Origin of the sequence: Rhodobacter maris (assembly GCF_900217815.1) — a bacterium.
Classification (GTDB): Bacteria; Pseudomonadota; Alphaproteobacteria; order Rhodobacterales; family Rhodobacteraceae; genus Rhodobacter; species Rhodobacter maris.
This window is the reverse complement of the sequence record NZ_OBMT01000002.1, coordinates 49,233-75,353: the sequence shown is the minus strand read 5'-3', so window position 1 is coordinate 75,353 and position 26,121 is coordinate 49,233. Positions and strand designations below refer to the sequence as shown.

The 26,121-nt window shown below is 64.1% G+C and carries 20 protein-coding genes; 17 read left to right on the top strand and 3 right to left on the bottom strand.

Annotated features, from left to right (window positions below; all coding sequences use genetic code 11):
* The first annotated feature begins 203 nt into the window (after positions 1-203).
* Entirely contained in the window at positions 204-2,471 is a 2,268-nt protein-coding gene (locus CRO22_RS04590) for an ATP-binding response regulator (protein ID WP_245860896.1), read from the top strand.
* Here the strand turns inward: CRO22_RS04590 and CRO22_RS04585 are convergent.
* Positions 2,453-3,040, bottom strand: a complete 588-nt coding sequence (locus CRO22_RS04585; protein WP_097068954.1) for a hypothetical protein — start codon at positions 3,038-3,040, stop codon at positions 2,453-2,455. The two genes, CRO22_RS04590 and CRO22_RS04585, sit on opposite strands and share 19 nt — an antisense overlap.
* A gap of 222 nt (positions 3,041-3,262) precedes the next feature.
* Between CRO22_RS04585 and recA the strand changes: the two genes are divergently transcribed.
* From recA to CRO22_RS04525, 12 genes are all read left to right on the top strand, one after another.
* Complete coding sequence (recA, locus tag CRO22_RS04580; RefSeq protein ID WP_097068953.1) at positions 3,263-4,330, top strand: recombinase RecA; 1,068 nt, start codon at positions 3,263-3,265, stop codon at positions 4,328-4,330.
* Between the two features lie 157 nt (positions 4,331-4,487).
* Positions 4,488-7,145 carry an alanine--tRNA ligase gene (gene alaS, locus CRO22_RS04575; protein WP_097068952.1) on the top strand — a complete coding sequence of 886 codons (2,658 nt, stop codon included), beginning with the start codon at positions 4,488-4,490 and terminating at the stop codon, positions 7,143-7,145.
* Positions 7,145-7,435 (top strand): DUF1330 domain-containing protein, encoded by a 291-nt coding sequence (locus tag CRO22_RS04570; RefSeq protein WP_097068951.1) that lies wholly within the window; start codon positions 7,145-7,147, stop codon positions 7,433-7,435. The genes alaS and CRO22_RS04570 overlap by 1 nt, the downstream gene beginning before the upstream one ends.
* A gap of 90 nt (positions 7,436-7,525) precedes the next feature.
* Positions 7,526-8,320, top strand: a complete 795-nt coding sequence (locus CRO22_RS04565; protein ID WP_097068950.1) for a class II glutamine amidotransferase — start codon at positions 7,526-7,528, stop codon at positions 8,318-8,320.
* A 158-nt stretch (positions 8,321-8,478) separates the two neighbouring features.
* A complete protein-coding gene (gene cysS / locus CRO22_RS04560) occupies positions 8,479-9,858 on the top strand; it encodes a cysteine--tRNA ligase (RefSeq protein ID WP_097068949.1) in 1,380 nt (459 codons plus the stop codon).
* Positions 9,858-11,480 carry a citramalate synthase gene (gene cimA / locus CRO22_RS04555; protein ID WP_097068948.1) on the top strand — a complete coding sequence of 541 codons (1,623 nt, stop codon included), beginning with the start codon at positions 9,858-9,860 and terminating at the stop codon, positions 11,478-11,480. The genes cysS and cimA overlap by 1 nt, the downstream gene beginning before the upstream one ends.
* On the top strand, positions 11,477-12,241 hold the full coding sequence (locus CRO22_RS04550; RefSeq protein WP_097068947.1) for a squalene/phytoene synthase family protein: 765 nt from the start codon (positions 11,477-11,479) through the stop codon (positions 12,239-12,241). The genes cimA and CRO22_RS04550 overlap by 4 nt, the downstream gene beginning before the upstream one ends.
* Positions 12,242-12,381: 140 nt before the next feature.
* A complete protein-coding gene (locus tag CRO22_RS04545; RefSeq protein WP_097068946.1) occupies positions 12,382-15,477 on the top strand; it encodes a methyl-accepting chemotaxis protein in 3,096 nt (1,031 codons plus the stop codon).
* A 42-nt stretch (positions 15,478-15,519) separates the two neighbouring features.
* On the top strand, positions 15,520-16,575 hold the full coding sequence (locus tag CRO22_RS04540; RefSeq protein ID WP_097068945.1) for a protein-glutamate methylesterase/protein-glutamine glutaminase: 1,056 nt from the start codon (positions 15,520-15,522) through the stop codon (positions 16,573-16,575).
* Between the two features lie 4 nt (positions 16,576-16,579).
* On the top strand, positions 16,580-17,098 hold the full coding sequence (locus tag CRO22_RS04535; protein WP_097068944.1) for a chemotaxis protein CheD: 519 nt from the start codon (positions 16,580-16,582) through the stop codon (positions 17,096-17,098).
* A 234-nt stretch (positions 17,099-17,332) separates the two neighbouring features.
* Positions 17,333-19,090, top strand: a complete 1,758-nt coding sequence (locus CRO22_RS04530) for a tetrathionate reductase family octaheme c-type cytochrome (protein ID WP_217991871.1) — start codon at positions 17,333-17,335, stop codon at positions 19,088-19,090.
* Positions 19,083-19,751, top strand: a complete 669-nt coding sequence (locus CRO22_RS04525) for a cytochrome b/b6 domain-containing protein (protein WP_097068942.1) — start codon at positions 19,083-19,085, stop codon at positions 19,749-19,751. Before CRO22_RS04530 ends, CRO22_RS04525 begins: the two co-directional genes overlap by 8 nt.
* 116 nt (positions 19,752-19,867) lie before the next feature.
* On the opposite strand, the gene CRO22_RS04520 is transcribed toward CRO22_RS04525, so the two are convergent.
* Entirely contained in the window at positions 19,868-20,428 is a 561-nt protein-coding gene (locus tag CRO22_RS04520) for a YcbK family protein (protein WP_097068941.1), read from the bottom strand.
* A gap of 312 nt (positions 20,429-20,740) precedes the next feature.
* On the opposite strand from CRO22_RS04520, the gene CRO22_RS04515 reads away from it, so the two are divergent.
* From CRO22_RS04515 to CRO22_RS04500, 4 genes are read left to right on the top strand one after another with little or no spacing between them, the layout of a single operon-like run.
* Positions 20,741-22,372: a L,D-transpeptidase family protein gene (locus tag CRO22_RS04515; protein ID WP_097068940.1), complete on the top strand. Its 1,632-nt coding sequence runs from the start codon at positions 20,741-20,743 to the stop codon at positions 22,370-22,372.
* Between the two features lie 44 nt (positions 22,373-22,416).
* The gene (gene lpxD, locus CRO22_RS04510) at positions 22,417-23,517 is read left to right on the top strand and encodes a UDP-3-O-(3-hydroxymyristoyl)glucosamine N-acyltransferase (protein ID WP_097068939.1); all 1,101 of its coding nucleotides are present in this window, start codon (positions 22,417-22,419) and stop codon (positions 23,515-23,517) included.
* A gap of 8 nt (positions 23,518-23,525) precedes the next feature.
* The gene (locus CRO22_RS04505; RefSeq protein ID WP_097068938.1) at positions 23,526-23,795 is read left to right on the top strand and encodes an acyl carrier protein; all 270 of its coding nucleotides are present in this window, start codon (positions 23,526-23,528) and stop codon (positions 23,793-23,795) included.
* Positions 23,796-23,798: 3 nt separating this feature from the next.
* The gene (locus CRO22_RS04500) at positions 23,799-25,007 is read left to right on the top strand and encodes a beta-ketoacyl-[acyl-carrier-protein] synthase family protein (RefSeq protein WP_097068937.1); all 1,209 of its coding nucleotides are present in this window, start codon (positions 23,799-23,801) and stop codon (positions 25,005-25,007) included.
* A 74-nt stretch (positions 25,008-25,081) separates the two neighbouring features.
* Here the strand turns inward: CRO22_RS04500 and CRO22_RS04495 are convergent, their stop codons facing one another.
* Entirely contained in the window at positions 25,082-25,696 is a 615-nt protein-coding gene (locus tag CRO22_RS04495; protein ID WP_097068936.1) for an invasion associated locus B family protein, read from the bottom strand.
* Positions 25,697-26,121: the final 425 nt, after the last annotated feature.

Sequence of the window (26,121 nt, the reverse complement as noted above, 5' to 3'; positions counted from 1 at the left end):
GTATTTGTTAATCAGGCTTTAACCTAAATGTTCCCGAATGCGAGGAGACGATTCTGAAAAGGAACAGGCCCGTGACGCACCCCGATCCGTCTTTGCCTGCGCTTGGCCGTACGGCAGCCCTGATCGCTCCGGGGGCGATTTATCTTCTGCTCGGGGCCGTTGCCGCCGGGGTTGCAGGCTATTTCGTGCAGGATCGCGTCTGGATGACGCTTCTGCTTTCGGTCTCGGGCAGTTTCCTTGTTCTGGCCCTGATCGCCAAGCTCGCGCAGCGGTTCGGCGCGCGCCGCGAGGGGCAGATGATGGCGTCGCTCGCCGCCTTCATCGCGCATGATGCCGCGCCTTCTTTCACCACCGATGCCGAGGGCGAGATCGGCTATCAGAACCGCGCCGCGACCGACCGGTTTGGCGTGCGCGGCGGGCAGACGCTGGCGCGTGCACTTGGCGAACTTTTCGCCAATCCGGGCTCGGTGCTGACCCGGCTGCAATCGAAAGCGGTGGCGCTCGGGGCGGCGCGCGAGGACGTGGTGACACGGCGCGGGCATATGCGCATTGCGGTGCACCGGATCGAGGGCGGCGGCTTCCTTTGGCGGCTCGAGGACATGGCCGAGCGCGCCGTGGGCGGGCGCGGCGGCGAAACGCTCTCGTTGCCGATGCTGACGGTGTCGAAAACCGGCACGATCCTGTTCATGAACGAGGCTTTGCGGCGGCTCGTGGGCGAGCGGATGCGCACGCTCGACCGGATTTTCACCGATTTGCCGATCCGCTCGGGTGAGGAGCAGGAGATCACCACCACCGAGGGGCCGATGCGCTGCATGGTGGCGCAGATCGAAGGTGCAGGCGGGCGCGACGAGATTTACCTGATGCCAGTGGCGCCGGGGCGGCCTGCCGCACATGATCCGGCCTCCTTCGAGAGCCTGCCGGTGGCGTTGATGCGGCTTGCCATTGATGGTCGTGCGGTCGATGTGAACCGCGCCGCGCGCGGGCTTCTGGGCCAGATCGCGCCCGGCACGCGGCTGTGCGACCTTTTCGAGGGGCTCGGCCGGCCGGTCGAGGACTGGGTTGCCGATGCGGTGGCCGGGCGGACCGAGCGGCGCCCCGAAGTGCTGCGCGCGCGCCGTGGCGACCGCGAGGTGTTCTTGCAGGTCACGCTGGCGCGGGTGATCGAGGACGGGCGCACCGGGCTCATTGCCGTGCTCTCCGATGCGACGCAGCTGAAAACGCTCGAGGGCCAGTTTGTGCAAAGCCAGAAGATGCAGGCGATTGGCCAGCTTGCGGGCGGTGTTGCGCATGATTTCAATAACTTGCTCACTGCCATTTCGGGTCATTGTGACCTTCTGATGCTGCGCCATGACAAGGGCGACCCGGATTACACAGATCTTGACCAGATCAGCCAGAACGCCAATCGCGCCGCCTCGCTGGTGGGGCAGCTTCTCGCTTTTTCCCGCAAGCAGACGCTCAAGCTGCGGGTGATCGATCTGCGCGACACGCTGGCCGATCTCACGCATCTGCTCAACCGGCTGGTGGGCGAAAAGGTGGTGCTGACGCTGATCCATGATGAGCATCTGAGCTCGATCCGCGCCGACAAGCGCCAGCTTGAACAGGTGATCATGAACCTGGTCGTCAATGCTCGCGACGCGATGCCGGGCGGCGGGGAGATCCGCATCGAGACCGAGAACCTGCACCTGATCGAGGATCTCAAGCGCGACCGTGCCGCGGTGCCGAAGGGCGATTACGTCGTCGTCAAGGTCACCGACGAGGGTGTGGGCATCCCGCCCGACAAGCTGGGCAAGATCTTCGAGCCCTTCTTCACCACAAAAAAACCGGGCGAAGGGACGGGCCTCGGCCTGTCGACTGCCTATGGCATCGTCAAGCAGACCGGCGGCTATATCTTCTGCGATTCCGTGCTGGGCTCGGGCACCTCCTTCACGCTCTTCCTGCCCGCCCATGATCGCCCGGCCGACATCGAACCGGAAACCACGGGCCCCGTGCTCGAGCTTCCCGCGGTTGAGGACAGCGCGGCCTCAATGGTGCTTCTGGTCGAGGACGAGGCGCCCGTGCGCGCCTTCGCCTCGCGTGCGCTCAAGCTGCGCGGCTACACGGTTTTCGAGGCGGAGAATGCCGAGGAGGCGCTGCGCATTCTCGAGGATGAGAGCCTTGTGTTCGATGTCTTTGTCACCGATGTGATCATGCCGGGGATGGACGGGCCGACCTGGGTGGCGGAAGCGCTCAAGCGTCGCCCCGATACGGCGGTGGTCTTCGTTTCCGGCTATGCGGAGGATGTGTTCCGGGAAGGCCGTCCGCCGATGCCGAAGTCAGTCTTCCTGCCCAAACCCTTCTCGCTGAGCGAGCTGACGGCGACGGTGCAGAACCAGATTGCCCGCCATGCCAAGCAAAAGGCGGCCGCGGAGGCTGCGGGGCGGGGCCCCGGGCAGGGCGGTGCGGCCGACCCCTCTCAGGCAAGGCTCTCGTAAAGCGCGACATCCGCCGCGAGCGCGGCTTTCAGCGCCGTTTCGGTGGTCGCACTCAGTTGAGTATCGACTGCGGGCGGCACATTGACCCGCGGCAGGGTGACTGCGCAGTCGAGCCGGTCTTCAAGAAATTGCACGAAGCGCTCGATCTCCTCATAACGGAAGATCCGGTCCGCGAGCGGTGTCCCCGCGGCGTCGCACAAATGTGCCGACTGGCTGCCGATTCCCGTCGTGCCGGGATGGGCCATGTAATTCTGGGCAAAGCTTTCGAAGCTTTGACCTGCCATCGGATGTGCCGGATCCTCGAAATCGTCCCGCGAGCGGAACCGATACCAGGAGCGCAGCCAGCCAACCGGCTCGCGCATCAGCGCAACAGTGGTGAAAGGTGTCCCCGCCTGCGCTGTGAGCCATGGCCCGAGCGTGGCGTGATAATCGGCGGCGCTCATGTGTTTGAGGGCGGCAGGGCGCTGCATCCGCACCGAAGCGAGCGGCTCAAGCGCCACTTCCACTGCCGTCGAACCTGCTTTCGGTGTTGCCAGGAATACCAGTCGTTGATCCCAGAAAATCAGCATCTGCAAAGCCTTCGCTGTTTTCTCTCTCATAGGCGTTGCGTCGGGTGCGGTAAAGTGCAGCTGCGTGCCGGCCATGCCCGGGTCGGCTCTCCTCGCCCTAATACGGAAAAATTCATTGCAATGTTCTCGAAATGTGCTCATATGGGTGAGAACAAGAGGTGAACTTTTCCGGGGCCGGGCAGATTGCCGTGCCGCCGCCTCTATGGGATAAGGGGACGACAGATGGCAACGGCAGGCCTTTTCGAGATGAGTGACAAAAGCAAGGCAGAGAAACAGAAAGCGCTGGAATCGGCGCTGGCGCAGATTGAGCGGCAGTTCGGCAAGGGCTCGATCATGAAGCTCGGTGGCGACAATCCCCCTCCCGAGATCGAGGCGACCTCGACCGGTTCGCTTGGCCTCGACATTGCGCTTGGCATCGGTGGCCTGCCGAAGGGGCGGATCGTCGAGATCTACGGGCCGGAAAGCTCCGGGAAAACCACGCTGACGCTGCATTGCATTGCGGAAGAGCAGAAAAAGGGCGGCGTCTGCGCTTTTGTCGATGCCGAACATGCGCTGGACCCCTATTACGCGAAAAAGCTCGGCGTGAATCTCGAAGAGCTGCTGATTTCCCAACCGGATACAGGCGAGCAGGCGCTCGAAATCGTCGATACGCTGGTGCGCTCGGGGGCGGTGAGTCTTGTGGTGGTCGACTCGGTGGCGGCGCTGACGCCGCGCGCCGAGATTGAGGGCGATATGGGCGATGCCACGGTCGGCGCGCAGGCGCGGCTGATGTCCCAGGCGATGCGCAAGCTCACCGCCTCGATCGGGCGCTCGAACTGCATGGTGATCTTCATCAACCAGATCCGCATGAAGATCGGCGTAATGTTTGGCTCACCCGAAACAACGTCGGGCGGCAATGCCTTGAAATTCTATGCTTCCGTGCGTCTCGACATTCGGCGCACCGGCGCCATCAAGGACCGCGATGAGGTGATTGGCAACCAGACGCGGGTGAAGGTCGTCAAGAACAAGGTGGCGCCGCCCTTCCGCGAGGTGGAGTTTGACATCCTTTACGGTGAGGGCATCTCCAAGGTTGGCGAACTGGTCGACCTTGGCGTCAAGGCCGGTGTGGTGGCGAAATCGGGCGCCTGGTATTCCTATGGTGACGAGCGCATCGGCCAGGGCCGGGAGAATGCCAAACAGTTCCTGCGTGACAATCCCGATGTGGCCTATGAGATCGAGGACAAGATCCGCGCCAGCCACGGGCTCGACTTCGGCGTCGATCCGACGGCGGAAGACCTGACCGAGGAGTGATCCGCCCTGGCGCGCTTTGGCTTTGGCCCGGATCGCGCAGGAATGATCGCGGAAACGCCTAACTGCAACGGCCGGGCCCAGCCTCGGCCGCTTTGCTTTCTGGACAGGGCCGGGAAGCATCGCTAAACGGAGGGAAATCCGTAAAAAAGGCCTGCCCATGCCCAGCCTCAATGATATCCGCTCCACCTTCCTCGGTTATTTTGAAAAGAACGGTCACAAGGTGGTGGAAAGCTCGCCCCTCGTGCCGCGCAACGACCCGACGCTGATGTTCACCAACTCCGGCATGGTGCAGTTCAAGAACTGCTTCACCGGGGTGGAGAAACGCGATTACGTGCGCGCCACCACCTCGCAAAAATGCGTCCGCGCCGGGGGCAAGCACAACGACCTCGATAACGTCGGTTATACCGCGCGCCACCACACGTTTTTCGAGATGCTCGGCAACTTCTCCTTCGGCGATTATTTCAAGCATGGGGCGATCCCCTATGCCTGGGAATTGCTGACCATGGATTTCGGGATTCCGAAGGAACGCCTCCTCGTCACCGTCTACCATACTGATGACGAGGCGGCGGAGATCTGGAAGAAGGTCGCCGGGCTCTCGGATGACCGGATCATTCGCATCGCCACGAAGGACAACTTCTGGCAAATGGGGCCGACCGGTCCCTGCGGCCCCTGCACCGAGATCTTTTACGACCACGGCGACCATATCTGGGGTGGCCCGCCCGGCTCGGCGGATGAGGATGGCGACCGCTTCATCGAGATCTGGAACCTCGTGTTCATGCAAAACGAGCAATTCGAAGATGGCTCGATGCGCGCGCTCGACATGCAATCGATCGACACCGGCATGGGGCTGGAGCGGATCGGCGCGCTGTTGCAAGGCAAGCATGACAATTACGACACCGATCTGATGCGCGCTCTGATCGAGGCGTCGGCCCATGCGACGTCGGCCGATCCCGATGGTCCGGGCAAGGTGCATCACCGCGTGATCGCGGACCACCTGCGCTCAACCTCGTTCCTGATCGCCGATGGCGTGATGCCTTCGAATGACGGGCGCGGCTATGTGCTGCGCCGCATTCTGCGCCGTGCCGCGCGCCATGCCCATATGCTCGGCGCGAAAGACCCGGTGATGCACAAGCTCGTGCCGGCGCTGGTGCGGCAGATGGGGGCGGCCTTCCCCGAGCTTGCGCGCGCCGAAAAGCTGATCGAAGAAACGCTGAAGCTTGAGGAAACCCGCTTCAAGGTCACGCTCGACCGCGGGCTGAAGCTTCTGGATGACGAGCTTGCTGCGCTCCCCGAGGGGGCAGAGCTTCCGGGCGCCGCCGCGTTCAAGCTTTACGACACATACGGCTTCCCGCTCGATCTGACGCAGGATGCCTTGCGCGAGAAGGGCCGCACCGTCGATACCGACGGGTTTGACGCCGCGATGGCCGAACAAAAGGCCAAGGCACGCGCGGCCTGGGCCGGTTCGGGCGAGGCGTCGGACGCGCGGATCTGGTTCGAGATCGCCGAGGCGAAGGGCGTGACCGAGTTCCTCGGCTATGACACGGAAACCGCCGAGGGGCAGATCCTCGCGCTGGTCGTCGAGGGGGCCGAGGTGGCAGAGGCCACTGGCGCGGTGCAGATCGTGGTCAACCAGACGCCGTTTTACGGTGAGTCGGGCGGGCAGGTCGGCGATGCCGGCATCATCCGCACCGAGACTGCCGAGGTGAAGATCACCGACACCAAGAAGGTCGCAGGTGTCTTCATCCATATCGGCGAGGTGGTTTCGGGCAAGGTGACGCGCGGCCAACCCGCGAAGCTCGAGGTGGATCACGCGCGCCGCTCGGCCATTCGCGCGAACCACTCGGCGACGCACCTGCTGCACGAGGCGCTGCGGCGCGCGCTTGGAGAGCATGTGGCGCAAAAGGGCTCGCTCAATGCCGAGGACCGGCTGCGGTTTGACTTCTCGCATGCCAAGGCGATGACGGCAGAGGAATTAGTGCAGGTGGAGGCGGAAGTGAACGCCTTCATCCGGCAGAATACACCCGTGGATACACGGATCATGACGCCCGACGATGCCCGCGCCCTTGGCGCACAAGCGCTCTTTGGTGAGAAATACGGCGACGAGGTGCGGGTCGTCTCGATGGGCGAGCAGCTGGGCTCGGGCAAGGGGGCGGATGGCAAGACCTACAGCCTCGAGCTTTGCGGCGGCACGCATGTGCGGCGCACCGGCGATATCGGGGCTTTTGTCGCGTTGGGCGACTCGGCTTCCTCGGCGGGGGTGCGCCGCTTTGAGGCGCTGACCGGGCAGGCGGCGCTTGACTGGCTGAAAGAGCAGAACGCGCGGCTTTCCGAAGTGGCCGCGGTGCTGAAAACCGCGCCGGCGGATGTGGCCGAACGGGTGCGCACGCTGGCGGAGGAACGCAAGGCCTTTGCCAATGAAGTGGCGCAGTTGCGCCGGGAGCTGGCCATGGGCGGCGGTGCTTCGGGTGGCCCGGAAGTCGAAGAAATCAATGGCTTGCGCTTCATTGCTCAAGTAGTGTCCGGGGTCTCCGGCAAGGATCTGCCCGCGCTTGTCGACAGCCTGAAGGAAAAGGTTGGCTCGGGTGCGGTGCTGATCGTGGCCGATACCGGCGGCAAGGCGGCCTGTGCGGCGGGCGTTACTGCCGACAAAACCTCGGTCGTGTCGGCGGTGGATCTCGTCAAGGCAGCGGCTGCCGCGCTTGGCGGCAAGGGCGGCGGCGGTCGCCCCGATATGGCGCAGGCCGGTGGGGCGGATATTGCCAAGGCGGATGACGCGCTGGCCGCCGCGCGCGCCGTGATTGCGGGGAACGCCTGATGCCCTCCGCGCTCTGGATCGCTCACGTCGAGGTGCTCGACCCTGAGGCTTACGGCAAATATGCCGTGGCCGCGGGGCCGGCGATTGCTGCGCATGGCGGGGTCTTCCTTGCCCGCGCAACGCGCTATGTGCAGCTTGAAGGCAATGACCGCGCCCGCAATGTGGTGGCGCGGTTCCCGTCGCTTGAGGCCGCCGTGGCCTGCTACCACTCAGACGCCTATCAAGCCGCGCTCGCCCATGCCAAGGGCGCCTCGGTGCGCGATTTGGTCGTGGTTGAAGAGAACGCGTAAGCCTTTCGCCCCGCCCCGAAAAGCGTTAACGTGACACTCATGTGTCGCTGTTATACCGGGGCGGAGCCAACCGCCTGAATGGGGCAGAGAATGTGCCGCTGGGCCGCCTATATCGGGCAACCGATCTTTCTGGAAGATATCGTCTCCAAACCGGGGCATTCGCTCATTCATCAGAGCCAATGCGCCACGCAATGCCACACCGCGATCAACGCCGATGGCTTTGGGCTGGCGTGGTATGATGCGCGCCCCGAGCCGGGGCTTTACCGCGATGTTATGCCCGCTTGGTCGGACCCGAACCTCAAGTCGTTGACGGCACAGGTGAAATCTCCGCTCTTTCTCGCCCATGTGCGGGCCTCGACCGGCACAGCCACAAGCCGCAACAACTGCCACCCCTTCGTGGTGGGCCGCTGGAGCTTCATGCACAACGGCCAGATCGGGGGCTATGACCGCTTTCGGCGGGCGGGGGAGATGCTCATCCCCGATCATCTCTATCCGCATCGGAAAGGCGCGACCGACAGCGAGGCGCTGTTCCTGCTTGCGCTGGCCGAAGGGCTCGACGCCGATCCGAAAGGCGCTTTCGAGCGCGCGGCGGCCCGGCTGGAGGCGCTGGCGGCCGAGCGTGGCTGTGCCCCGCATATGCGCCTGACGGCGGCGTTTTCGGATGGTCAGCGGCTCTACGCGATCCGCTATGCCTCGGATGATGCGGCGCCAACGCTGTATCACCGCTGGTCCGATACGCGGCGGGGGCGGGCGGTGGTCTCTGAACCGCTCGAGGATGGCGAGGGCGATTGGCAGGCCGTGCCGCCGGGGAGCTTTTGCGTTTTTGAGGGCGCGCGGGTGGTGATCGAGCCTTTTGCGCCGCCGCGCGCCGCCGTTGCCGCTTGACGGCCATGCGGGGCGGGGCGTAACTGAGCGCATGAGACCCCGTGCGATCATCCGCATTTGCCTGATTTGCCGCTGACCACAGTCACGCGGGCCGTTCTTTTGTTTTCATGCAGGATCGAATGAGCTAAGCCCGCGGCGAGAGCCCCGTGAGGAAGTTCATGATCCGTCTGCACAATTCGAAAACCCGCCGCAAGGAAGAGTTCCGCCCGATCGACCCCGCCAATGTGCGGCTCTATCTGTGCGGGCCGACCGTCTATGACCGCGCGCATCTGGGCAATGCCCGGCCGGTGGTGGTGATTGATGTGCTCTACCGGCTCTTGCGCCTCACCTATGGCGCCGAGCACGTCACCTATGTGCGCAACTTCACCGATGTGGACGACAAGATCAACGCCACCGCGCTGGCGCGCAAGGAGGCGGGGGCGGCCGGCACGCTTGAGGAGCTGATCCGCGCGCGCACCGAGGAGACGATCGGCTGGTATCACGCCGATATGGATGCGCTTGGCGCGCTGCGCCCCAGCCACGAGCCGCGCGCGACCGATTTTATCGGCGCGATGATCGCGATGATCGGCGATCTCATCGCCAAGGGCCATGCCTATGAAAAGGACGGCCATGTGCTCTTTCGGGTGCGCAGCTACCAGAATTATGGCGCGCTCTCGGGCCGCTCGGTCGATGACATGATCGCGGGCGCGCGGGTCGAGGTGGCACCGTTCAAGGAAGATCCGATGGATTTCGTACTCTGGAAGCCCTCGGATGCGGACCTTCCGGGTTGGGAAAGCCCCTGGGGCCGGGGCCGTCCGGGCTGGCATATCGAATGCTCGGCGATGTCTTACGAACTCTTGGGCGCCTCGTTTGACATTCATGCCGGCGGGATTGATTTGCAATTCCCCCACCATGAGAACGAGATCGCGCAAAGCTGCTGCGCGCATCCCGAGGGGGGCTTTGCGAATATCTGGCTCCATAACGAGATGCTGCAGGTCGAGGGCAAGAAGATGTCCAAATCTCTGGGCAATTTCTTCACCGTGCGCGATCTTTTGGATCAGGGCATTCCGGGCGAGGTGATCCGGTTCGTCTTCCTGCAAACGCATTACGGCAAGCCGATGGACTGGACGGCGGAAAAGGCCGCGCAGGCGGAGGCGACGCTGCGCAAGTGGCGTGCGCTCGTTGCGGGGATCGACCCCGCGCCGAGCGCGGCGCCCGCGGTCATCGCCGCGCTCAGCGACGACCTGAACACGGCGGGCGCCATTGCGGCGTTGCACCAGCTGACCGACCTGGCGGAGCTGAAAGCCTCGGCGGCGCTCCTGGGGCTGCTTGAGGATGGGCTGGGCGATTGGGCGGCGGCGCCGCAAGCGGATTTGTCGGGGCTTGCCGAGAAGCTCGCCGGGCTGCGCGCCAAGGCGATGGAAACCAAGGATTTTGCCCCTGTCGATGCGATGAAGGCGGCGCTTGTGGCGGCAGGCGTTGAGGTGCGGATGTCGAAAGCGGGGGTGGAGCTTCTGCCCGGCGCCGGGTTTGACGCCACGAAGCTGGAGGGTCTGTGATGTCGAAAGAACGGCTCTACCTCTACGACACCACGCTCCGCGACGGGCAGCAGACGCAAGGCGTGCAATTCTCGGTGCCGGAAAAGATCGCCATTGCTGAGGCGCTCGACGCGATCGGCATTGATTACATCGAGGGCGGCTGGCCGGGGGCGAACCCGACCGACAGCGATTTTTTTGCCGCCCGGCCCGAGACGCGCGCGACTTTGACCGCCTTTGGCATGACCAAGCGCGCCGGGCGCTCGGCCGCGAATGACGATGTGCTGGCGGCGGTGATGAATGCCGCCACGCCCGCCGTGTGTTTGGTGGGCAAGACCCATGATTACCATGTGACCACGGCGCTTGGCATCACGCTCGCGGAAAACCTCGAGAATATCCGCGCCTCGGTCGCGCATATGGTGGCGCAGGGGCGCGAGGCGCTGTTTGATGCCGAGCATTTTTTTGATGGCTACAAGGCGAACCCGGACTATGCGCTCGACTGTTGCCGCACCGCTTATGCTGCGGGCGCGCGTTGGGTGGTTTTGTGCGATACGAATGGCGGCACGCTGCCGGATGAAATTGGCACGATCACCCGCGCGGTGATTGCGGCGGGCGTGCCCGGAGATCATCTGGGCATTCATACCCATGACGACACGGGCACCGCTGTCGCCAATACGCTCGCCGCCGTGCTGGCGGGGGCACGCCAGATCCAGGGCACGCTGAACGGGCTCGGTGAGCGGTGCGGCAATGCCAACCTGACCACGCTCATCCCTACATTGCTTCTGAAAGAACCCTTCAGAAGCCTTTTTGAAACAGGCGTTTCTGAGGAGAAGCTGAAGAGCGTCACGCGGCTTTCGCGCCGGCTCGACGACATTTTGAACCGCGTGCCGCTGCGCTCGGCCCCCTATGTGGGCGCCTCGGCTTTCGCGCACAAGGCGGGGCTCCATGCCTCGGCGATCCTGAAGGATCCCTCGACCTACGAGCATGTCGCGCCCGATTGTGTGGGCAACACGCGCCTGATCCCGATGTCGAACCAGGCGGGGCAATCGAACCTGCGTGCGCGGCTCAAGGGCATGGGGATCGAGATTGACCCGAAAGATCCGCGGCTTGCCGAGATCCTCGACGAGATCAAGGCGCGCGAGGACCGCGGCTATGCCTATGACGGCGCGCAGGCGAGTTTTGAGCTGGTGGCGCGCCGGGTGCTTGGGCTTTGCCCCGAATTCTTCGAGGTGAAGCGCTACCGCGTCATCGTCGAGCGGCGCAAGAACCGTTATGACCAGATGGTCACCATGTCGGAGGCCGTCGTGGTGGTGAAAGTGGGCGGCGAGAAGATGCTCTCGGTCTCGGAAAGCATGGATGCCGAGGGGCATGACCGCGGCCCCGTCAACGCGCTTTCGAAAGCGCTCGTCAAGGATCTCGGCCCCTATCAAAGCCTGATATCGGACATCAAGCTGGTCGATTTCCGGGTGCGGATCACGCAGGGCGGCACCGAAGCCGTGACGCGGGTGATCATCGACAGCGAAGACGGGCACGGCGCGCGCTGGTCCACTGTCGGGGTGAGTGCGAACATAGTCGATGCCTCGTTCGAGGCGCTGCTCGATGCGATCTGGTGGAAGCTCATTCGTGACGGGGCAGAAGCGGTATGAGCGATCCGGTTACGGTCTGCGCCGAACGTCTGGCGGCGGGCGATCCGGACCGCTTTGCCGCAGTGATGGCGCTGCCCGGGCGGGCGCGTGCGCCGCTCTTTGCGGTTTATGCCGCGAACCTTGAGCTTGCGCGGGCGCCTTGGGCGGCGCGGGAGCCGATGGTGGCCGAGATCCGGCTGCAATGGTGGATCGACGCGCTTGGGGCGCTGGCCGCCGCGGGGACAGAGCCGCGCCATGAAATTGGCCCCGCGCTTCTGAATATTGCACCGGAAGCGCTTGAGTTGCTTGTCGAAATGGGAGAGGTGCGACGGACGGATTGCTGGTCTGATCCGTTTGAGGATGCGGGGCGGCTGCGCGATTACCTTGATGCGACGAGCGGTGCACTGACCCTTGCGGCGGCGCGCGCACTCGGGCTCTCAGGTCACGAGGCGGCGCTGCGGGCGGCGGGGGCGGCCGCGGGGTTGGCGGCCTGGCTCGTCGCGCTGCCCGAGCTTACGGCGCGCGGCCGCTTGTGCCTTGCCGGGGCGCGGCCGGAGGATCTGGCGGGGCTTGCCTCCGAAGCGCTGGTGGCACTCGATGCGGCCGAGGTCGGGCTGAAAACGGCCCCGGAGGCTGCGCGTTTTGCCACGCTCGCCCATTGGCAGGCGCGCCGAATTTTGCATCATGCCGCAAAAGCGCCGGAGCGGATTGCGGCGGGGGAGCTGCGCGGTTCCGAATTCCGGCGTCGTCTCAGCCTCTTGCAGGCGCGCGCACGGCTCTGAGGGCAAGCGCGCGGGCCGCGGCCGATGCGGCAAGCGCATATGATTTAAGTGAATCTTCAAATGTTGTGGGCAAATTCGCAGGACCAACCTGGCGAGCCTGCCAACAATCACGTCGTGCGGTGCGACGGTGGAGACCTTGAATGCGCTTTCGGACGTCCCTCTCGCTGGGGGTAAAACTGCCCTTGCTGCTGGTGGCGATCGCAATGGTCGCGCTGACGGTGATGGGCGTTTCCTCCTACCGGGCGGCGCGCGACCTGCTTGCCGAAGAGGCGCAGCAGCGGCTTGAAAGAACACTCGAATCGCGGCGCGAAGCGCTTGAGGACTGGGCCGAGCAAACACGGGCGCAGATGGCGGCGCTGGCGGCCAATCAGGGCACGCAAAGGCTGATGCGCGATTTTGCCAATGCCTGGAAAATGCTGGGCGAGGGGGCGGAAGCCAATCTGCGGCACGCCTGGGTCGAGACCAATCCGAATCCGCCCGACACGCGCTGGAAGCTCGATTTTGCGGGCGAGATCAATGATTACGGAATTATCCACCGGCGCGCGCATCCGGGCTTTGTCACGCTTGCGCAGGATCTTGACCTGAAGGATCTGTTCTTTGTCGATGCCTCGGGGCGTGTCGTCTATTCGTTGCGCAAAGGCGCAGAATTTGCGGCGAATCTGAACGATCCGTCGCGCGCCGAGAGCCCGCTTGCGCAGACGGTGGCGCAGGCCCTTGCCGCGCCAGCGGCCGAGGTTGCCGTGTCTGGTCTGATCGAAGACCCGCAGGGCGGCGCCGGATCGGTTTATCTCGCGCAGGCGCTGCGGACGACCCAGGGGGCCCCGCTTGGCGTGCTTGCCTTCGCTGCCGGGTTTGAACGGCCCGCGGCGGTGCTGGCAAGCGAGAGCGCGCTCGGCACCACCGGCGTTGCCTATTTGCGCGATGCTGAGGGGCAGATCGTGAACCGCTTGCGTCAGGGCGCGGCCGGTCCGGTAAGTGGGCCACAAGGGCAGGCGCTCGGGCTCGACGGTCATCCCGTGGCGCGACTCACGGCGCCGCTCTCGCTTCTGGGGCACGAATTCACGCTGGTGGTGGAGCAGGATGAGGCCGAGGTTCTGGCCCCGGCGCAAGCGCTTGCGGAACATCAGCTTTTCAATGCGCTCTGGCTGATCGCGCTGATCGGCGCGCTTTCGGCATGGGTTTCGCGTGGCATTGCCCGACCGATGCACCGGCTCGCCGGGGCCGTGGGGGCCATCGCGCAGGGCGATCACGCGGTGACGCTGCCCGCGACCTGCAGAAGCGACGAGCTGGGCGAGATAGCGCGCGCGCTTGATGCGCTGCGCGGCGAGCTCGCAGAAGCGGCGGCGCGCCAGCGCGCGGCGGTGATTCAGGGCACAGCATTTCGCACCTGTTCGGCGCCGCTGATGGTGCTCGATACCGATCTGACCATCACCTATGCCAATACCGCGCTCGGCCAGCTGGTGGCCGAGCGGCTCGCCGATTTTCGCACCCGTTCGGCTGATCTTGCGCCCGCCGCGTTGGTGGGGTGCCCCCTGGCGGCGCTCTATCCAGTCGAAGCGGCCGAGCGCCGCTGGTTCGACAGTGATGATGCGCCGCCGTTCCACCGCGATGTGGCGCTGGGAGAAGGGCGTTACGGCGTTGATTTCTCTCAGATCCGCGATCATGACGGGGCGCTTCTCGGCCATGTTGTCGAATGGCGCGATGTGACCGAACAACGGATGACACGGGCGCTTCTGGCGGCGCTTGAGACGAGCCAGCTGATGCTCGAATTCTCGCCTGAGGGGCGGGTGAGCCGGGCCAATGCCAATCTGTGTGCTGCGCTCGGCGAGAGTGCCGAGGCGCTTTCGGGGCGGGCTCATGAGGCGGTGATAGAGGGCTTGGGTCAGCTCTCGGGGTTCTGGACGCGGCTCGGGCAGCTCGAGCCGGTGATCGGCCGCTTCGTGCTGCGCGGGCATGACGGGCGCGCGGTGATCGCTGAAGGCAGCGTGACGCCGGTGCCCGACCATGGCGGCCAGCTTCTCAAAGTGTTGCTGATCGGCAATGACATCACTCGTGCGCACGAAGAACTCGAGGCGGCGCAGGCGCGCAACGCGGCGATGATGGAGGGCCAGCACGCCGTGGTCGAGGGGTTGCGGATCGGCCTTGAAGGGCTGGCGCGCGGCGATCTGAAGCGCCGGATCACCGCGGTCTTCCCCCCTGAATATGAGCAATTGCGAAATGATTTCAACGAGGCTGCGGCCACTCTTTCGGAGGCGATGGCGGTTGTGATCGACTGCGCGCTCGGCATCGATGGTGAGGTGCGCGAGATCTCGAATGCCGCGACGGACTTGAGCCAGCGCACCGAACGTCAGGCCGCGACGCTTGCCGAGACAGTCTCCGCGCTCGACCAGCTCACTTCCTCGATCGGCACCGGCAGCGCGGGCATCTCCGAGGCCGATGCGATGGTCGGCCGGGCGCGGATTGGCGCGGAAAGCTCGGGACAGGTGGTGCAGCAGGCGGTCAGCGCGATGGGCGAGATTGCCCAGAGCTCCGAGCAGATCGCCCGCATCATCGGCGTGATCGAGGATATCGCCTTCCAGACCAACCTTCTGGCGCTCAACGCCGGCGTCGAGGCGGCCCGCGCGGGCGAGGCGGGGCGCGGCTTTGCCGTGGTCGCCTCGGAAGTGCGCGCCCTCGCGCAGCGCTCTTCGGAGGCGGCGCGGGAGATCGACACGCTGATCTCGACCTCTTCCTACCATGTGCGCCGCGGTGTTGATCTTGTCGGGCAGACAGGCACTGCGCTCGAGGGGATTCTCATTTCCGTCAATGATATCGCGACGCGGGTCTCCAAGATCGCGCTTTCGGCGCGCGAGCAATCCTCGGGTCTGAGCGAGATCAACAACGCGATGTTGCAGCTTGATCAGGTGACGCAGCAAAACGCGGCGATGTTTGAGCAGACAACGGCGGCGGCGCAGGCGCTTGGCCGGGGGGTCGAGGCGCTGACCGCGACCACCGCGCGCTTCGATGCGGCGCCCGGCACGTTTTCTGCCCCGGTGAGCGCGCGACGTGCCGGGCCGCGCCCCGGGCCGATGCAAGCACTGGCGTCACAGCAAGACCTTGCGGCGCCCGTTCCGCTGCGTGCGGCCCCGAAGAAAATGGCTGACCCGCCCGCCGCCCCCGCTTTGCCTGCCGCAATGCCCCGCAGTACGGGCGCCCTCGCCCTGAAGCCCGATCCGGGCGAATGGGAAGATTTCTGAGATGAGATCCATGCCTTTGAGCCTTAACAACCGAGTGCCAACATGACCCCGAAACGTGTCCTGATTGTCGATGATTCCCCGACCATCCGTGCCCTTTTGCGCACCATGCTGGCGCAGGATCCGCGCCTGACGGTGGTGGGGGAAGCCTGCGATCCTTTTGACGCGCGCGAGAAGATCAAGGTGCTTTTGCCCGATGTGCTCACGCTCGATGTCGAGATGCCGCGGATGAACGGGCTCGAATTTCTCGAAAAACTGATGCGTCTGCGGCCGATGCCGGTGGTGATGATCTCCACCGAAACGCAGAAGGGCTCGGCGGCGGCGCTTGAAGCGCTGTCGCTTGGCGCGGTCGAATGTATCGGCAAGCCGAGCTTCGATCGGCTTTCGGACACTTTTGCCAACCTCGCCGATCTGCTCGTGGCCGCGGCGGGGGCTCGGCTGCGCGGGGCGGAGACGCGCGCGCGCGTGGCACCGGCAACCGATTTCAACTGGAACGGCAAGATCGTGCTGGTCGGCTCCTCGACCGGCGGCGTCGACGCGCTTGAAACGCTGCTTTCGGGGTATCCGCGCAACTGTCCGCCGACGCTGATCACCCAGCATATGCCCGAAGGGTTTCTGGCCTCCTTTGCGCGCAGGCTCGACACCAACATGCTGCCGCAGGTGGAACTCGCGCGGGACGGGGTGCTGCTTGCGCCCGGTCATGTCTATCTGGCGCCGGGGGGCGATTATCACCTCGCCGTCGCCGGGCATGAGGCGCCGAAATGCCGCCTCGTCGCGAGTGACAAGCGCAATGGCCACCGGCCGTCGGTCGAGGTGCTGTTTGATTCCGCGGTGCCGCTCGCGAACCGCGTGGTTTCAGTGATGCTCACCGGCATGGGCAAGGACGGCGCCGAGGCGATGGTGCGGCTGCGCCGTGCCGGTGCGCGCTGTCTGGCACAGGATGAGGCGACCTGCGTCGTCTTTGGCATGCCGCGCGCGGCGATCGAGTTGGGAGCTGCCGAGCGTGCGGTATCCATCGGATCGATGTCGCGCGCGGTGCTCGATTTGTGTAGTGGTAACGGCCGCAGCGCGGCCCAGTTCAGTTCTGTTCGGAGGGCCTGAGATTATGGCGCATCATCACAAGAGCCACCATATCGCCCAGGGCGAATTTGCTACGGCCCGTGGCCCCGAGGCTTCAATCTCGACGATTCTCGGCTCCTGCGTGGCCACTTGCCTTTATGACGAGGTGGCGCAGGTCGGCGGCATGAACCACTTCCTCTTGCCCGATGGTGCGGGGGCGGGGTCGCTCAATTCCGCGCGGTTCGGTGTGAACGCGATGGAGCTTCTGATCAACGCCCTGATCAAGGAAGGAGCGAGCCGTAACAGACTGAAAGCCAAAGTTTTTGGTGGGGGGCGCATGATTGCGGGCTTGTCCGATGTCGGGGCGAAGAATGCGAGTTTCGTGCTCGATTTCCTGCGCCGTGAGGCGATCGAATGCACCGGCCAGAGCCTGGGCGGCACGCAGGCGCGCCGAGTCGAATTCTGGCCCGGCAGCGGGCGCGCCCGACAGCGTCTTTTGGGCGAGACGCAGGTGGTGGAGACCCCGCCGAAACCGCCGGCAGCCAACGGCGTCGAACTGTTCTGATCCGGCCAAGGCCGAAGGCTTTCGCACGCCAGCGCATGACGTTCAGGCGCGCCCTTCAGGGGCGCGCCTTTTGCATAACGGGGATCCCGTGGTGCTTCTGTGGGATTGCGACATTGTTTCGCTGCGCCTGTGTGACACAGTCACTTAATTCGCATTCACGGATGCGTGTATCAGAATACCATAGGAGACTTCGAAACGCATACCGAGCGAAGAGCCAAAGCCAGGGGAGGGACCATGAAACTCACCGCCTTGCGAGTGGGCGCCAGCGTGCTGGCGCTTGTCCTCGCAGCGGGGCCGAGCGGCGCGCAAGAGACGCCCGCACCACAGACCCCCGCAGCATCCGTCGAGCCATCCTCCCCGGAGCAAACCCCGCCGATGGGCGCCCAATCACGCCCCGCCCGGAGCGAACTTGCGGCCCATGCCGCCCGGTTTACGGACCCGGTCGCACCGATAACCGCAGATCACTCGAAATTCGAGATCCTGAAAGGCCCGTTTTCCTCTGGTCCCGAAGTCACGGCCGCCTGTCTGAGCTGCCATACTGAAGCCTCGAACCAGGTCATGCATTCGGTGCACTGGAGCTGGAGTTATGAGAACGCAGCCACCGGGCAGCAGCTTGGAAAGGCGCATGAGCTCAATGCGTTCTGTGGCAATGTTGCCTCAAATGAAGTGCGCTGCACCTCGTGCCATGTCGGCTATGGCTGGGACGATGTGCGTGCCCCGCCGCCCTCGGAGCCGACCAAGGTGGACTGCCTTGTCTGCCATGATACCTCGGGCCAATATGCCAAGCAGGACAACCTTGCCGGTAATCCGCCGCTTGATCCGGTGAAAGACACCGCGAAAACCATCACCGGTGCGCCGGTGCATGCGGTGGATCTGGCCGAGGCCGCCCTTTCCGTCGGCATGCCGGGGCGCGAGAATTGCGGCAACTGCCACTTTTACGGCGGCGGCGGAGATAACGTCAAACACGGCGATCTCTCCTCGGTGCTCTTTGATCCGCCGCGTTCGGTGGATGTGCACATGTCGCGCGATGGCGCGAACATGACCTGCGAGGCCTGCCATGTTTCCGACAAGCACGTTCTGGCGGGCTCGCGCTATGCGGGAGATGTGGTCGACCCTCATGCCGCAGACCGTGCACCGGGCGCCGCGCGCGAGACCGCGTCGTGCAGTTCCTGCCACAGCGATCAGCCGCACAAGGGGCCAAACCCGCTTCTGGCGATGAAGCTCAACGATCACACCGACCGTGTGGCCTGCCAAAGCTGCCATATCCCGGAATTTGCCCGTGGCGGCGTGGCCACCAAAACGTGGTGGGATTGGTCCACGGCGGGGCGTTTGAGTGCCGATGGCAAGCCGATTTCCGAGCATGGCTACACCCAGGGCAACGGCAAGGAGCTGCACACCTATCTTTCGACCAAGGGGGATTTCGCCTGGGGTGAAAACGTCGTGCCTTATTATCAGTGGTCGAACGGCGTGGCGCGGTTCACCCTGCCGGAGGAACAGATCGACCCAACGAAAGTGATCGAGATCAACCACTTCGAAGGTGAACCTGGAGCGCCCGATGCGCGGATCTTTCCGTTCAAGCGGATGGAGGGCAAGCAGGCTTATGACACCGAGCGCAACGTGCTTCTGTTCAACCACGTTTATGGTCCCGGGGACGGTGCCGCGCTCTGGTCCTATTTCGACTGGGAGAAATCGCTGCGCGCCGGGATGGACTATGTCGGTCTGCCGTATTCCGGGCATTTCGACTTTGCGAAAACCTACATGTACTGGCCGATCGCGCACCAGGTCGCGCCGAAGGAGGATGCGCTCGAGTGTGCCGCGTGCCACGCCGAGAACGGGCGGATGGCGGGGATTGCCGGCATCTATGTGCCCGGCGGGCTCAATATCGGCGGCAAGATCGGGATCGTGCTGCTGATGCTTGCGGCGCTTGGGGTGGGCTTCCACGGCATCTTGCGGGTGTTTGGCCGGAAATCGAAAGGGGCTCATCATGACTGAGCGTTGCGTCAAGGTTTACAGCCGCTTCAACCGGCTCTGGCACTGGTCGCAGGCGGCCTCGATCGTGGCGCTGATGTTTACCGGCGCGCGGATCATGGGTCTGCATCAGGTGATGCCTTTTGGCCTCGCGGTCACGGTGCATTCGCTTGTGGCGATCGCGCTTTTGGTGCTCTGGGTTTTCGCCACCTTCTGGCTTTTCACCACGCATGGCTGGAAACAGTTCATTCCGCGGCTCACCGGCCTCGTCAAGGTAGCGCGATTCTACGCCTACGGTGTGTTTCGGGGCGAGCCGCACCCCTATTCCAAAACGCTGGAGCGACGCCACAACCCGCTGCAGGCGGCGGCCTATTTTGCGCTGAAGATGGTCCTCTTTCCGGCGATCTGGGTGACCGGACTGATCTATCTCAGCTATGGCTTCTGGGACTTTGTTGACGGGCAGGGGCTCTGGCTGACGCTGGTGGCGAACCTGCATGTCTTCGCCGCCTTTGCCATCGCCTCTTTCGTTGTGGCGCATATCTACCTGCTCACCATCGGCCATGGCTTCAAACGCCACGTGCAGCCGATGATCTCGGGCTATGACCGGGTGGATCTGAACCCCGAAGAGGAAGCCTTCCTTGAGCAGAAGGGTCTGGTGCGGGCGGTGCCGCTCTACAAGGATTGAGGCTTCTGAGGTATGGAACACAAGCCCTCGGAAACGGGGGCTTTTTCCTGCTCATAAAGGAAAAGGCGCCGGAAGACGGCGCCTGTTTCATGCGAGAGTTCGCGGATCGGAGCGTATCAGCCGTTCCAGGTGCGCACCGCACCGCAATCCATATGCACGAAATTCGAACGGGGATATTTGCCGACACCGCCCGCATGGCAGGCCATCGCGGCGGAATAGATCTGCGGCACCGAGCGCGACTTGAGCCGTAGGTCGGCGGCCATGCCCTGCATGTGGAGCGAGTTCTTCGCCACGCCGCGGGAGCGGGCACGCAGCATCGCATTGGTTGCGGGCGAGCGGTAGCCGGAAAGGAGCATATAGGGTTCGCGCGTATCCATCAGCCGATGCGAGGCAGCGGCGATGTCGATCGTGCGGGGGTCCATGACCTTGACCTGATCGGTGCGCCAGTCGCGCATGAAGGTGTTGATCTCTTTCAGCGCTTCCGGGATGTACTTGCCCTCGATCCAGTAGATCATGTCGAGGCTCTCACCGGTCCGCCCCGAATACATCCGGATCTGCCGAATATCGCCTGCGCCGCGCAGCAGCCCGAAGGCGTTGCTCATTGTGGGCGCCGCAACCACCATCGTGGACGCGAAGGCCGCGAGAAGTCCCCGACGGGACGTCGTTATCATGCTCATCGGTTTGCCTGTCCCTCGGTCTGTGCCGTTTGTACCAGCGGCTTTCAACCAAATTTAACCATTCACCGTGGAAATGTTATGGCATAGCGCCTCGCATGATTCAAATTGTCATTTCCCCTAAAGTAGGGGTTTCCCTACCTTTCGGCAGATTCTTGCCGGATTGCCCCGTTCTGGCGGCAGGATTCTGCGCTGTGGCGCGTTTGCATCGCTTCGCGGGGCAAGGCGCAGCGGAATTCCCCTTGTTTTACGGGTTCTCTGGACAGTTTCGCGTTTTTCCCACAGGCTCTTCCAGATGATTTCAGGGGATTTACGATGATCGGATGCGATTGGCGCGGACTTGGGCGCAGGGCTCTCGTGGCATGTCTGCTGGGGGGCACGAGTCTCGGGCCGGGGCTTTTGGCTGCGCCGGTGCTCGCTCAGGCCCCCGCGATCTCGGGGTTTTCTCAGGCTGTGGCGGAAGCGGCGGCGGCCGAGCCTGCGCTTGGCGCCTTTTATGCCGCGCGGGCCTATGCACCGGTCTGGACCGATGCTGCCGCGGCGCCGCGCCGGGCCGCTTTTTTCGCCGCGCTCGATCAGGCCGGGGCACATGGGCTCCCGGTTGCGCGCTATCAGGCAGAGACCTTGCTGGCGCGCTTCGCCACGATCGAGACCGAACGCGAGCGCGGCCAGCTTGAGGCCGCCGTGTCGCTTGCCTATCTCGCCTGGGCGCGCGATATTTCCTCGGGAGCGCTCGAACCGGAAAAGATCGATGCCGGGATCGTGCGCGAGATCAAGCGCCCCGATCCGGCAGCGCTTCTGTCCGCGCTCCTTGCAGCGCCGTCGCCCGAGCATTTCTTGCGCGATCTGGCGCCGAAAACTCCGCAATATGCCAACCTTATGCGCGCGCGGCTGCAACTTGCGGCGCAGATCGGCCAGGGCGGTTGGGGCAATCCGGTTCCCGCCAGACGCCTCGGCCCCGGCGAAAGCGGTGCGGCCGTGGTGGCGCTGCGCGACCGGCTGATGAAGATGGGGTATCTCGGCCGCTCGGTTTCGGCCACCTATGATGCTGCGCTGCAAAAGGCGGTGCAAAGCTACCAGTTCGACCTTGGCATGAAAGCCGATGGCGTCGCGGGCGAGGCGACGCTTGCCGAAATCAACGTTGCCGCCGAAGAGCGGCTCAAATCGGTGCTCGTGGCGATGGAGCGCGCACGCTGGCTCAACGGGCGCGATCTGGGCAAACGCCATATCTGGGTGAATATTGCCGATTTCAGCGCCCGGATCATCGACGACGGCAAGGTGAGCTTCGAGACCGTGACCGTGGTTGGCCAGAACCGCCCGGACCGCCGCACGCCCGAATTCTCCGACGAGATGGAAATGATGGTGATCAACCCGAGCTGGTCGGTGCCGCGCTCGATCACCGTCAAGGAATATCTCCCGATGATGCAGCGGAACCCGGGCGCGGCGGGGCATATCCAGCTTGTGGACAGCCGCGGCCGCACCATCTCGCGCGAGGGGGTGGATTTTGCCGCCTATAATGCGCGCAATTTTCCTTTTGCGATGCGCCAGCCGCCCTCGCAGGGCAATGCGCTCGGGCTCGTCAAATTCCTGTTCCCGAACCCTTATAACATCTATCTGCATGATACGCCCTCGAAGTCGCTGTTCCAGCGCGAGGTGCGCGATTTCTCGCATGGCTGTATCCGGGTGGGGCGGCCCTTCGATCTCGCCTATGCCCTCCTCGCCCGGCAAGTGGATGACCCACAAGACTATTTTCAGAAAGTCCTGAAGACCGGGGCAGAGACGACGGTGCGGCTCGATGCGCCCGTTCCGGTGCATCTGGTCTATTTCACCGCCTGGCCGAATGCGCGCGGGCGGATCGAGTATCGCCACGATGTCTATGGCCGGGACGCCGCGCTCTATACCGCGTTGGCGAAGGCAGGGGTGGAATTGACGACCCTGACGAATTAAGTCTCACGTGAGGGCGCACTGGCGCCGGGCACCAAGAGGCGAACATGGCGCAGACGGTCGAAACCATCGCACGGGCATTGGCGGCACGGGCTGAGGGAAATCTGTCCTTGCCGATCGAGGGGGCTTCCGAGCCGCAATCGGCGGGGCCAAAGCAGATCGCCTTGGCGATGAGTGCGAAATACATCCCCGGCCTTGCGCAGGGGCAGGCCCTTGCCGCGATCCTCCCCGAGGGGACGGACTGGCAGGCTCTCGGTTTGAAGGCGGCGATCTTCGTGGCCCGGCCGCGGCTCGCCATGGCGGGGCTCTCCAAGGCTTTCGATCCGGGCCCCGAGATCGCGCCGGGGATCCATCCCACCGCAGTCATTGATCCTTCCGCGGAGATCGGCGCGGGCGCCGCGATCGGGCCATTCGTGGTGATCGGACGGGGCGCGAAAATTGGCCCGAAGGCCAGGATCGCGGCGCATGCCTGCATCGCAGAGCATGTGAGGATCGGCGATCAAGCTCTTATTATGCAAGGAGTAAAGATTGGTGCGCGGGTGGTCGTTGGGGATCGGTTTATCGCCCAGCCGGGCGCGATTATCGGTTCGGATGGTTTCTCTTTCGTCACCCCCGAGAAATCCGGCGTTGAGGAAATCCGCGAAACGCTCGGCCAGCGTGACGCGATCACCGAGCAAAGCTGGACCCGGATTCACAGCCTTGGCACGGTGGTGATTGGCGACGATGTCGAGATTGGCGCCAATGCGGCGATTGACCGTGGCACGGTGCGCGCCACCGCCATCGGCTCGGGCACCAAGCTCGATAACCTCGTCCATGTCGGCCACAATGTGCAGATCGGGCGCGATTGTCTGCTCTGCGGGCAGGTCGGCATCGCGGGCTCGTCACGAATCGGCGATAGGGTAGTGCTTGGGGGCCAATGCGGGGTGAACGACAATATTTTCGTGGGCGATGACGTGATCGCGGGGGGCGCGACCAAGATTTTCACCAATGCGCCGGCGGGGCGGGTGCTTCTGGGCTACCCCGCCGTGAAGATGGAAACGCATGTCGAGGCGTGGAAGAACATCCGCCGCCTGCCGCGACTCTTCGCGCAAGTTGCGGAGCTTCGGGAAACTGTTACAAAATACTCGCAAAAGGAGGGCACGGAGTAACCTGCAAGATGAGGCCCGACATGCAGCAAGAGATTCTCTCCATCATCGCGCGTGAAGCCGCGATGGACCCGTCCGATGTACGCTCGGACATGACACTTGAAGAACTGGGGCTCGACAGCCTCGGGCTCGTCGAAATGATCTTCTCGATCGAAGAAACCTTTGGAATTTCCGTGCCTTTCAACGCCAACGAGCCGACGCAGAATGATTTCGACATCTCTTCGGTCGGCGCGATCGTGCGCGCGGTCGAGCGGCTGATCTCGACGCCGGAGCTGGCCTGAGGCATGAGGCGAGTCGTTGTCACCGGGGCCGGAACGGTCAATGCGCTGGCCCCGGATGTGGCAGGAACGCTTGCCGCGATGCGTGAGGGGCGCTGCGGCATCGGGTCGCTGGAGTTTGCCGATGTCGAGCGGCTGACGGTGCAGATCGGCGCGCAGGTGCGTGGCTTTACGCCCGAGAGGCTCTTCGAGAAGGGCAAGATTTCCTTCTATGACCGCTTTACCCAGTTTGCCCTGGTGGCCGCGCGCGAAGCGATGGCGCAAGCCGGGCTCACCGCTGTTCCGGCTGATCCGACACGCTGGGGCGCGATTATTGGCACGGCGGGCGGTGGCAATGCGACGGTGAACGAGGCTTATCGCGCCGTTTATGCAGAGGGAAAGAACCGGGTTCATCCTTTCACCGTGCCGCGTCTTATGAGCAATGCCGCCGCTTCGCATCTGTCGATGGAGTGGGGGCTGATGGGGCCGAGTTTCGCAGTGGCGACGGCCTGCGCAAGCTCAAACCACGCGCTTGGTCTGGCGTTCCAGATGATCCGCTCCGGCATGGCGGATGGCATGCTGGCGGGCGGCGCGGAATCGATGCTGAATTTTGGCGGTCTGAAGGCCTGGGAGGGGCTGCGGGTGATGTCTCCTGACGGCTGCCGCCCCTTTTCAGCGAGCCGAAATGGCATGGTGCAAGGCGAAGGGGCCGGCGTCTTCGTGCTTGAAAGTCTTGAGGGAGCGCGAGCGCGCGGCGCAAATATTCTTTGTGAAATCAAAGGTTTTTGCATGACATCTGATGCGGTTGATATCGTCATGCCTTCGCGTGACGGGGCGGCGCGGGCGATGCGTGGCGCGCTGGTCGATGCCGGGATCGCCGCTTCGGATGTCGAGTACATCAACGCTCATGGCACGGGCACTGCCGCCAATGACCGTACCGAGGCGGCGGCGATCCTTGAGGTCTTCGGCGATCGCGGCGCGCATGTGCCGGTTTCCTCGACCAAGGCGATGCATGGCCATTGCATCGGCGCGACGGGCGCTGTCGAATTGCTTGCCTGTCTGATGGCGCTGAAAGAGGGGGTCATTGCCCCCACGGTGAACTTTGACAGCCCTGATCCGGACTGTCCGCTCGACGTGGTGCCGAATATCGCGCGTGAGGCGCGGGTCGATACGGTCATGAGCAATGCCTTCGCCTTCGGCGGGCTCAATGCGGTGCTCGTGCTCGGGCGGTTCTGAGGCCGGGATTCGTTCCGAGAGACTGCCCGCAAAACGCCGCCCCTGAGGGCGGCGTTTTCTTTTTGTTGAATGGCTTATTCCGCGGGCTTCACGGCCAGCGCGTCGAAGGCGGCCGTGAATCCCTTGAGTGAGATCGTCAGCTCCACCGGCTTGTCTGCCGCCGCGGCGGCAACCACGGTCATCGCGATCTTGTTGCCCTTCTTGAACAGGTCAAGATCGGCGGGTTTGAGCAACACATTGGCGAAGCAGCCGCCCTGCGTGCAGACGTTGAAGGGCAGCGCGAGCGGCTTTTGGCTGTCGATCTGCAGGCCAACGCCGCGGGTGAGCAGGGTTTCGAGCGGAGTGGTGATCGTAGCGCCCGCGACGGCCTCGCCCTCGGGCTTGGGCAGCTGCATGATCGAGATCGCGGCCGTCCGCGTGCCTTCGCCGTCTTTCAGCACCTGAAACATCTCGCAGGGGTCGCTGCCGTTCTCGGTGCGCAGGCATTGCACCTGCCAGTCGTCGAAAGTGTTCTTGATATAGGTCGTGCCAGGGCCCTCCGCCGAGGCGGCTGGCGGCGCAGCGGGCGCTTCCGTTGCCGGTGCGGCCGGGGTCGCGGCGTCGGCGGCCGGAGTTTCCTGCGCCAGCGCCATCGGTGCGGCAAGGCTGAGGCTCAGGGCGAGGGCGAGGGATATGCTCTGTCTTTTCATGTTTTTCCTCCACGGGGATGACGCCGATTTAGCATGGGCTCCCGGCACTGTCAGGCAAAAATCCGCGCCAGGGGCCGGTTTGACCTCCCCGGAGGGCTGACAGTTGCGTGAGAGGCGGTAACACCGAAATGATGAAGGGCTCCGTTTCCAGAGCCCTTCTCCCCCTGTCGGACTGGCCGACTATATCATTGGCGTGAACGCTAGCGACGAAGAATGCGCGCGTCAACAGTCAAATACATCTTTCCGTGATGTACCTCAAAGCCTTGCCTTGGAACGAAAAACAAATCGAAAAAAGCCGCGCCCGAGGGCGCGGCCAGTCGACAGGGAGGAAGAGTTCCGGGGCCAGAGGGCGCAACCGGAACGCTTCCACTCTGGCATAAAAGGGTTAATCAATTATTGTCAGGCCTAACGGGCCGGGCTCGGCG

Bases quoted from the DNA above. Each gene is read 5' to 3' on its own strand.
- CRO22_RS04505 (WP_097068938.1), top strand. From the start codon at position 23,526: ATGAGGCCCGACATGCAGCAAGAGATTCTCTCCATCATCGCGCGTGAA.
- CRO22_RS04590 (WP_245860896.1), top strand. From the start codon at position 204: ATGACGCTTCTGCTTTCGGTCTCGGGCAGTTTCCTTGTTCTGGCCCTG.
- cimA (WP_097068948.1), top strand. From the start codon at position 9,858: ATGTCGAAAGAACGGCTCTACCTCTACGACACCACGCTCCGCGACGGG.
- lpxD (WP_097068939.1), top strand. From the start codon at position 22,417: ATGGCGCAGACGGTCGAAACCATCGCACGGGCATTGGCGGCACGGGCT.
- CRO22_RS04525 (WP_097068942.1), top strand. From the start codon at position 19,083: ATGACTGAGCGTTGCGTCAAGGTTTACAGCCGCTTCAACCGGCTCTGG.
- CRO22_RS04570 (WP_097068951.1), top strand. From the start codon at position 7,145: ATGCCCTCCGCGCTCTGGATCGCTCACGTCGAGGTGCTCGACCCTGAG.
- CRO22_RS04545 (WP_097068946.1), top strand. From the start codon at position 12,382: ATGCGCTTTCGGACGTCCCTCTCGCTGGGGGTAAAACTGCCCTTGCTG.
- cysS (WP_097068949.1), top strand. From the start codon at position 8,479: ATGATCCGTCTGCACAATTCGAAAACCCGCCGCAAGGAAGAGTTCCGC.
- CRO22_RS04540 (WP_097068945.1), top strand. From the start codon at position 15,520: ATGACCCCGAAACGTGTCCTGATTGTCGATGATTCCCCGACCATCCGT.
- CRO22_RS04585 (WP_097068954.1), bottom strand. From the start codon at position 3,040: ATGCTGATTTTCTGGGATCAACGACTGGTATTCCTGGCAACACCGAAA.
- CRO22_RS04515 (WP_097068940.1), top strand. From the start codon at position 20,741: ATGATCGGATGCGATTGGCGCGGACTTGGGCGCAGGGCTCTCGTGGCA.
- recA (WP_097068953.1), top strand. From the start codon at position 3,263: ATGGCAACGGCAGGCCTTTTCGAGATGAGTGACAAAAGCAAGGCAGAG.
- CRO22_RS04530 (WP_217991871.1), top strand. From the start codon at position 17,333: ATGAAACTCACCGCCTTGCGAGTGGGCGCCAGCGTGCTGGCGCTTGTC.
- CRO22_RS04565 (WP_097068950.1), top strand. From the start codon at position 7,526: ATGTGCCGCTGGGCCGCCTATATCGGGCAACCGATCTTTCTGGAAGAT.
- CRO22_RS04500 (WP_097068937.1), top strand. From the start codon at position 23,799: ATGAGGCGAGTCGTTGTCACCGGGGCCGGAACGGTCAATGCGCTGGCC.
- CRO22_RS04550 (WP_097068947.1), top strand. From the start codon at position 11,477: ATGAGCGATCCGGTTACGGTCTGCGCCGAACGTCTGGCGGCGGGCGAT.
- alaS (WP_097068952.1), top strand. From the start codon at position 4,488: ATGCCCAGCCTCAATGATATCCGCTCCACCTTCCTCGGTTATTTTGAA.
- CRO22_RS04535 (WP_097068944.1), top strand. From the start codon at position 16,580: ATGGCGCATCATCACAAGAGCCACCATATCGCCCAGGGCGAATTTGCT.
- CRO22_RS04495 (WP_097068936.1), bottom strand. From the start codon at position 25,696: ATGAAAAGACAGAGCATATCCCTCGCCCTCGCCCTGAGCCTCAGCCTT.
- CRO22_RS04520 (WP_097068941.1), bottom strand. From the start codon at position 20,428: ATGAGCATGATAACGACGTCCCGTCGGGGACTTCTCGCGGCCTTCGCG.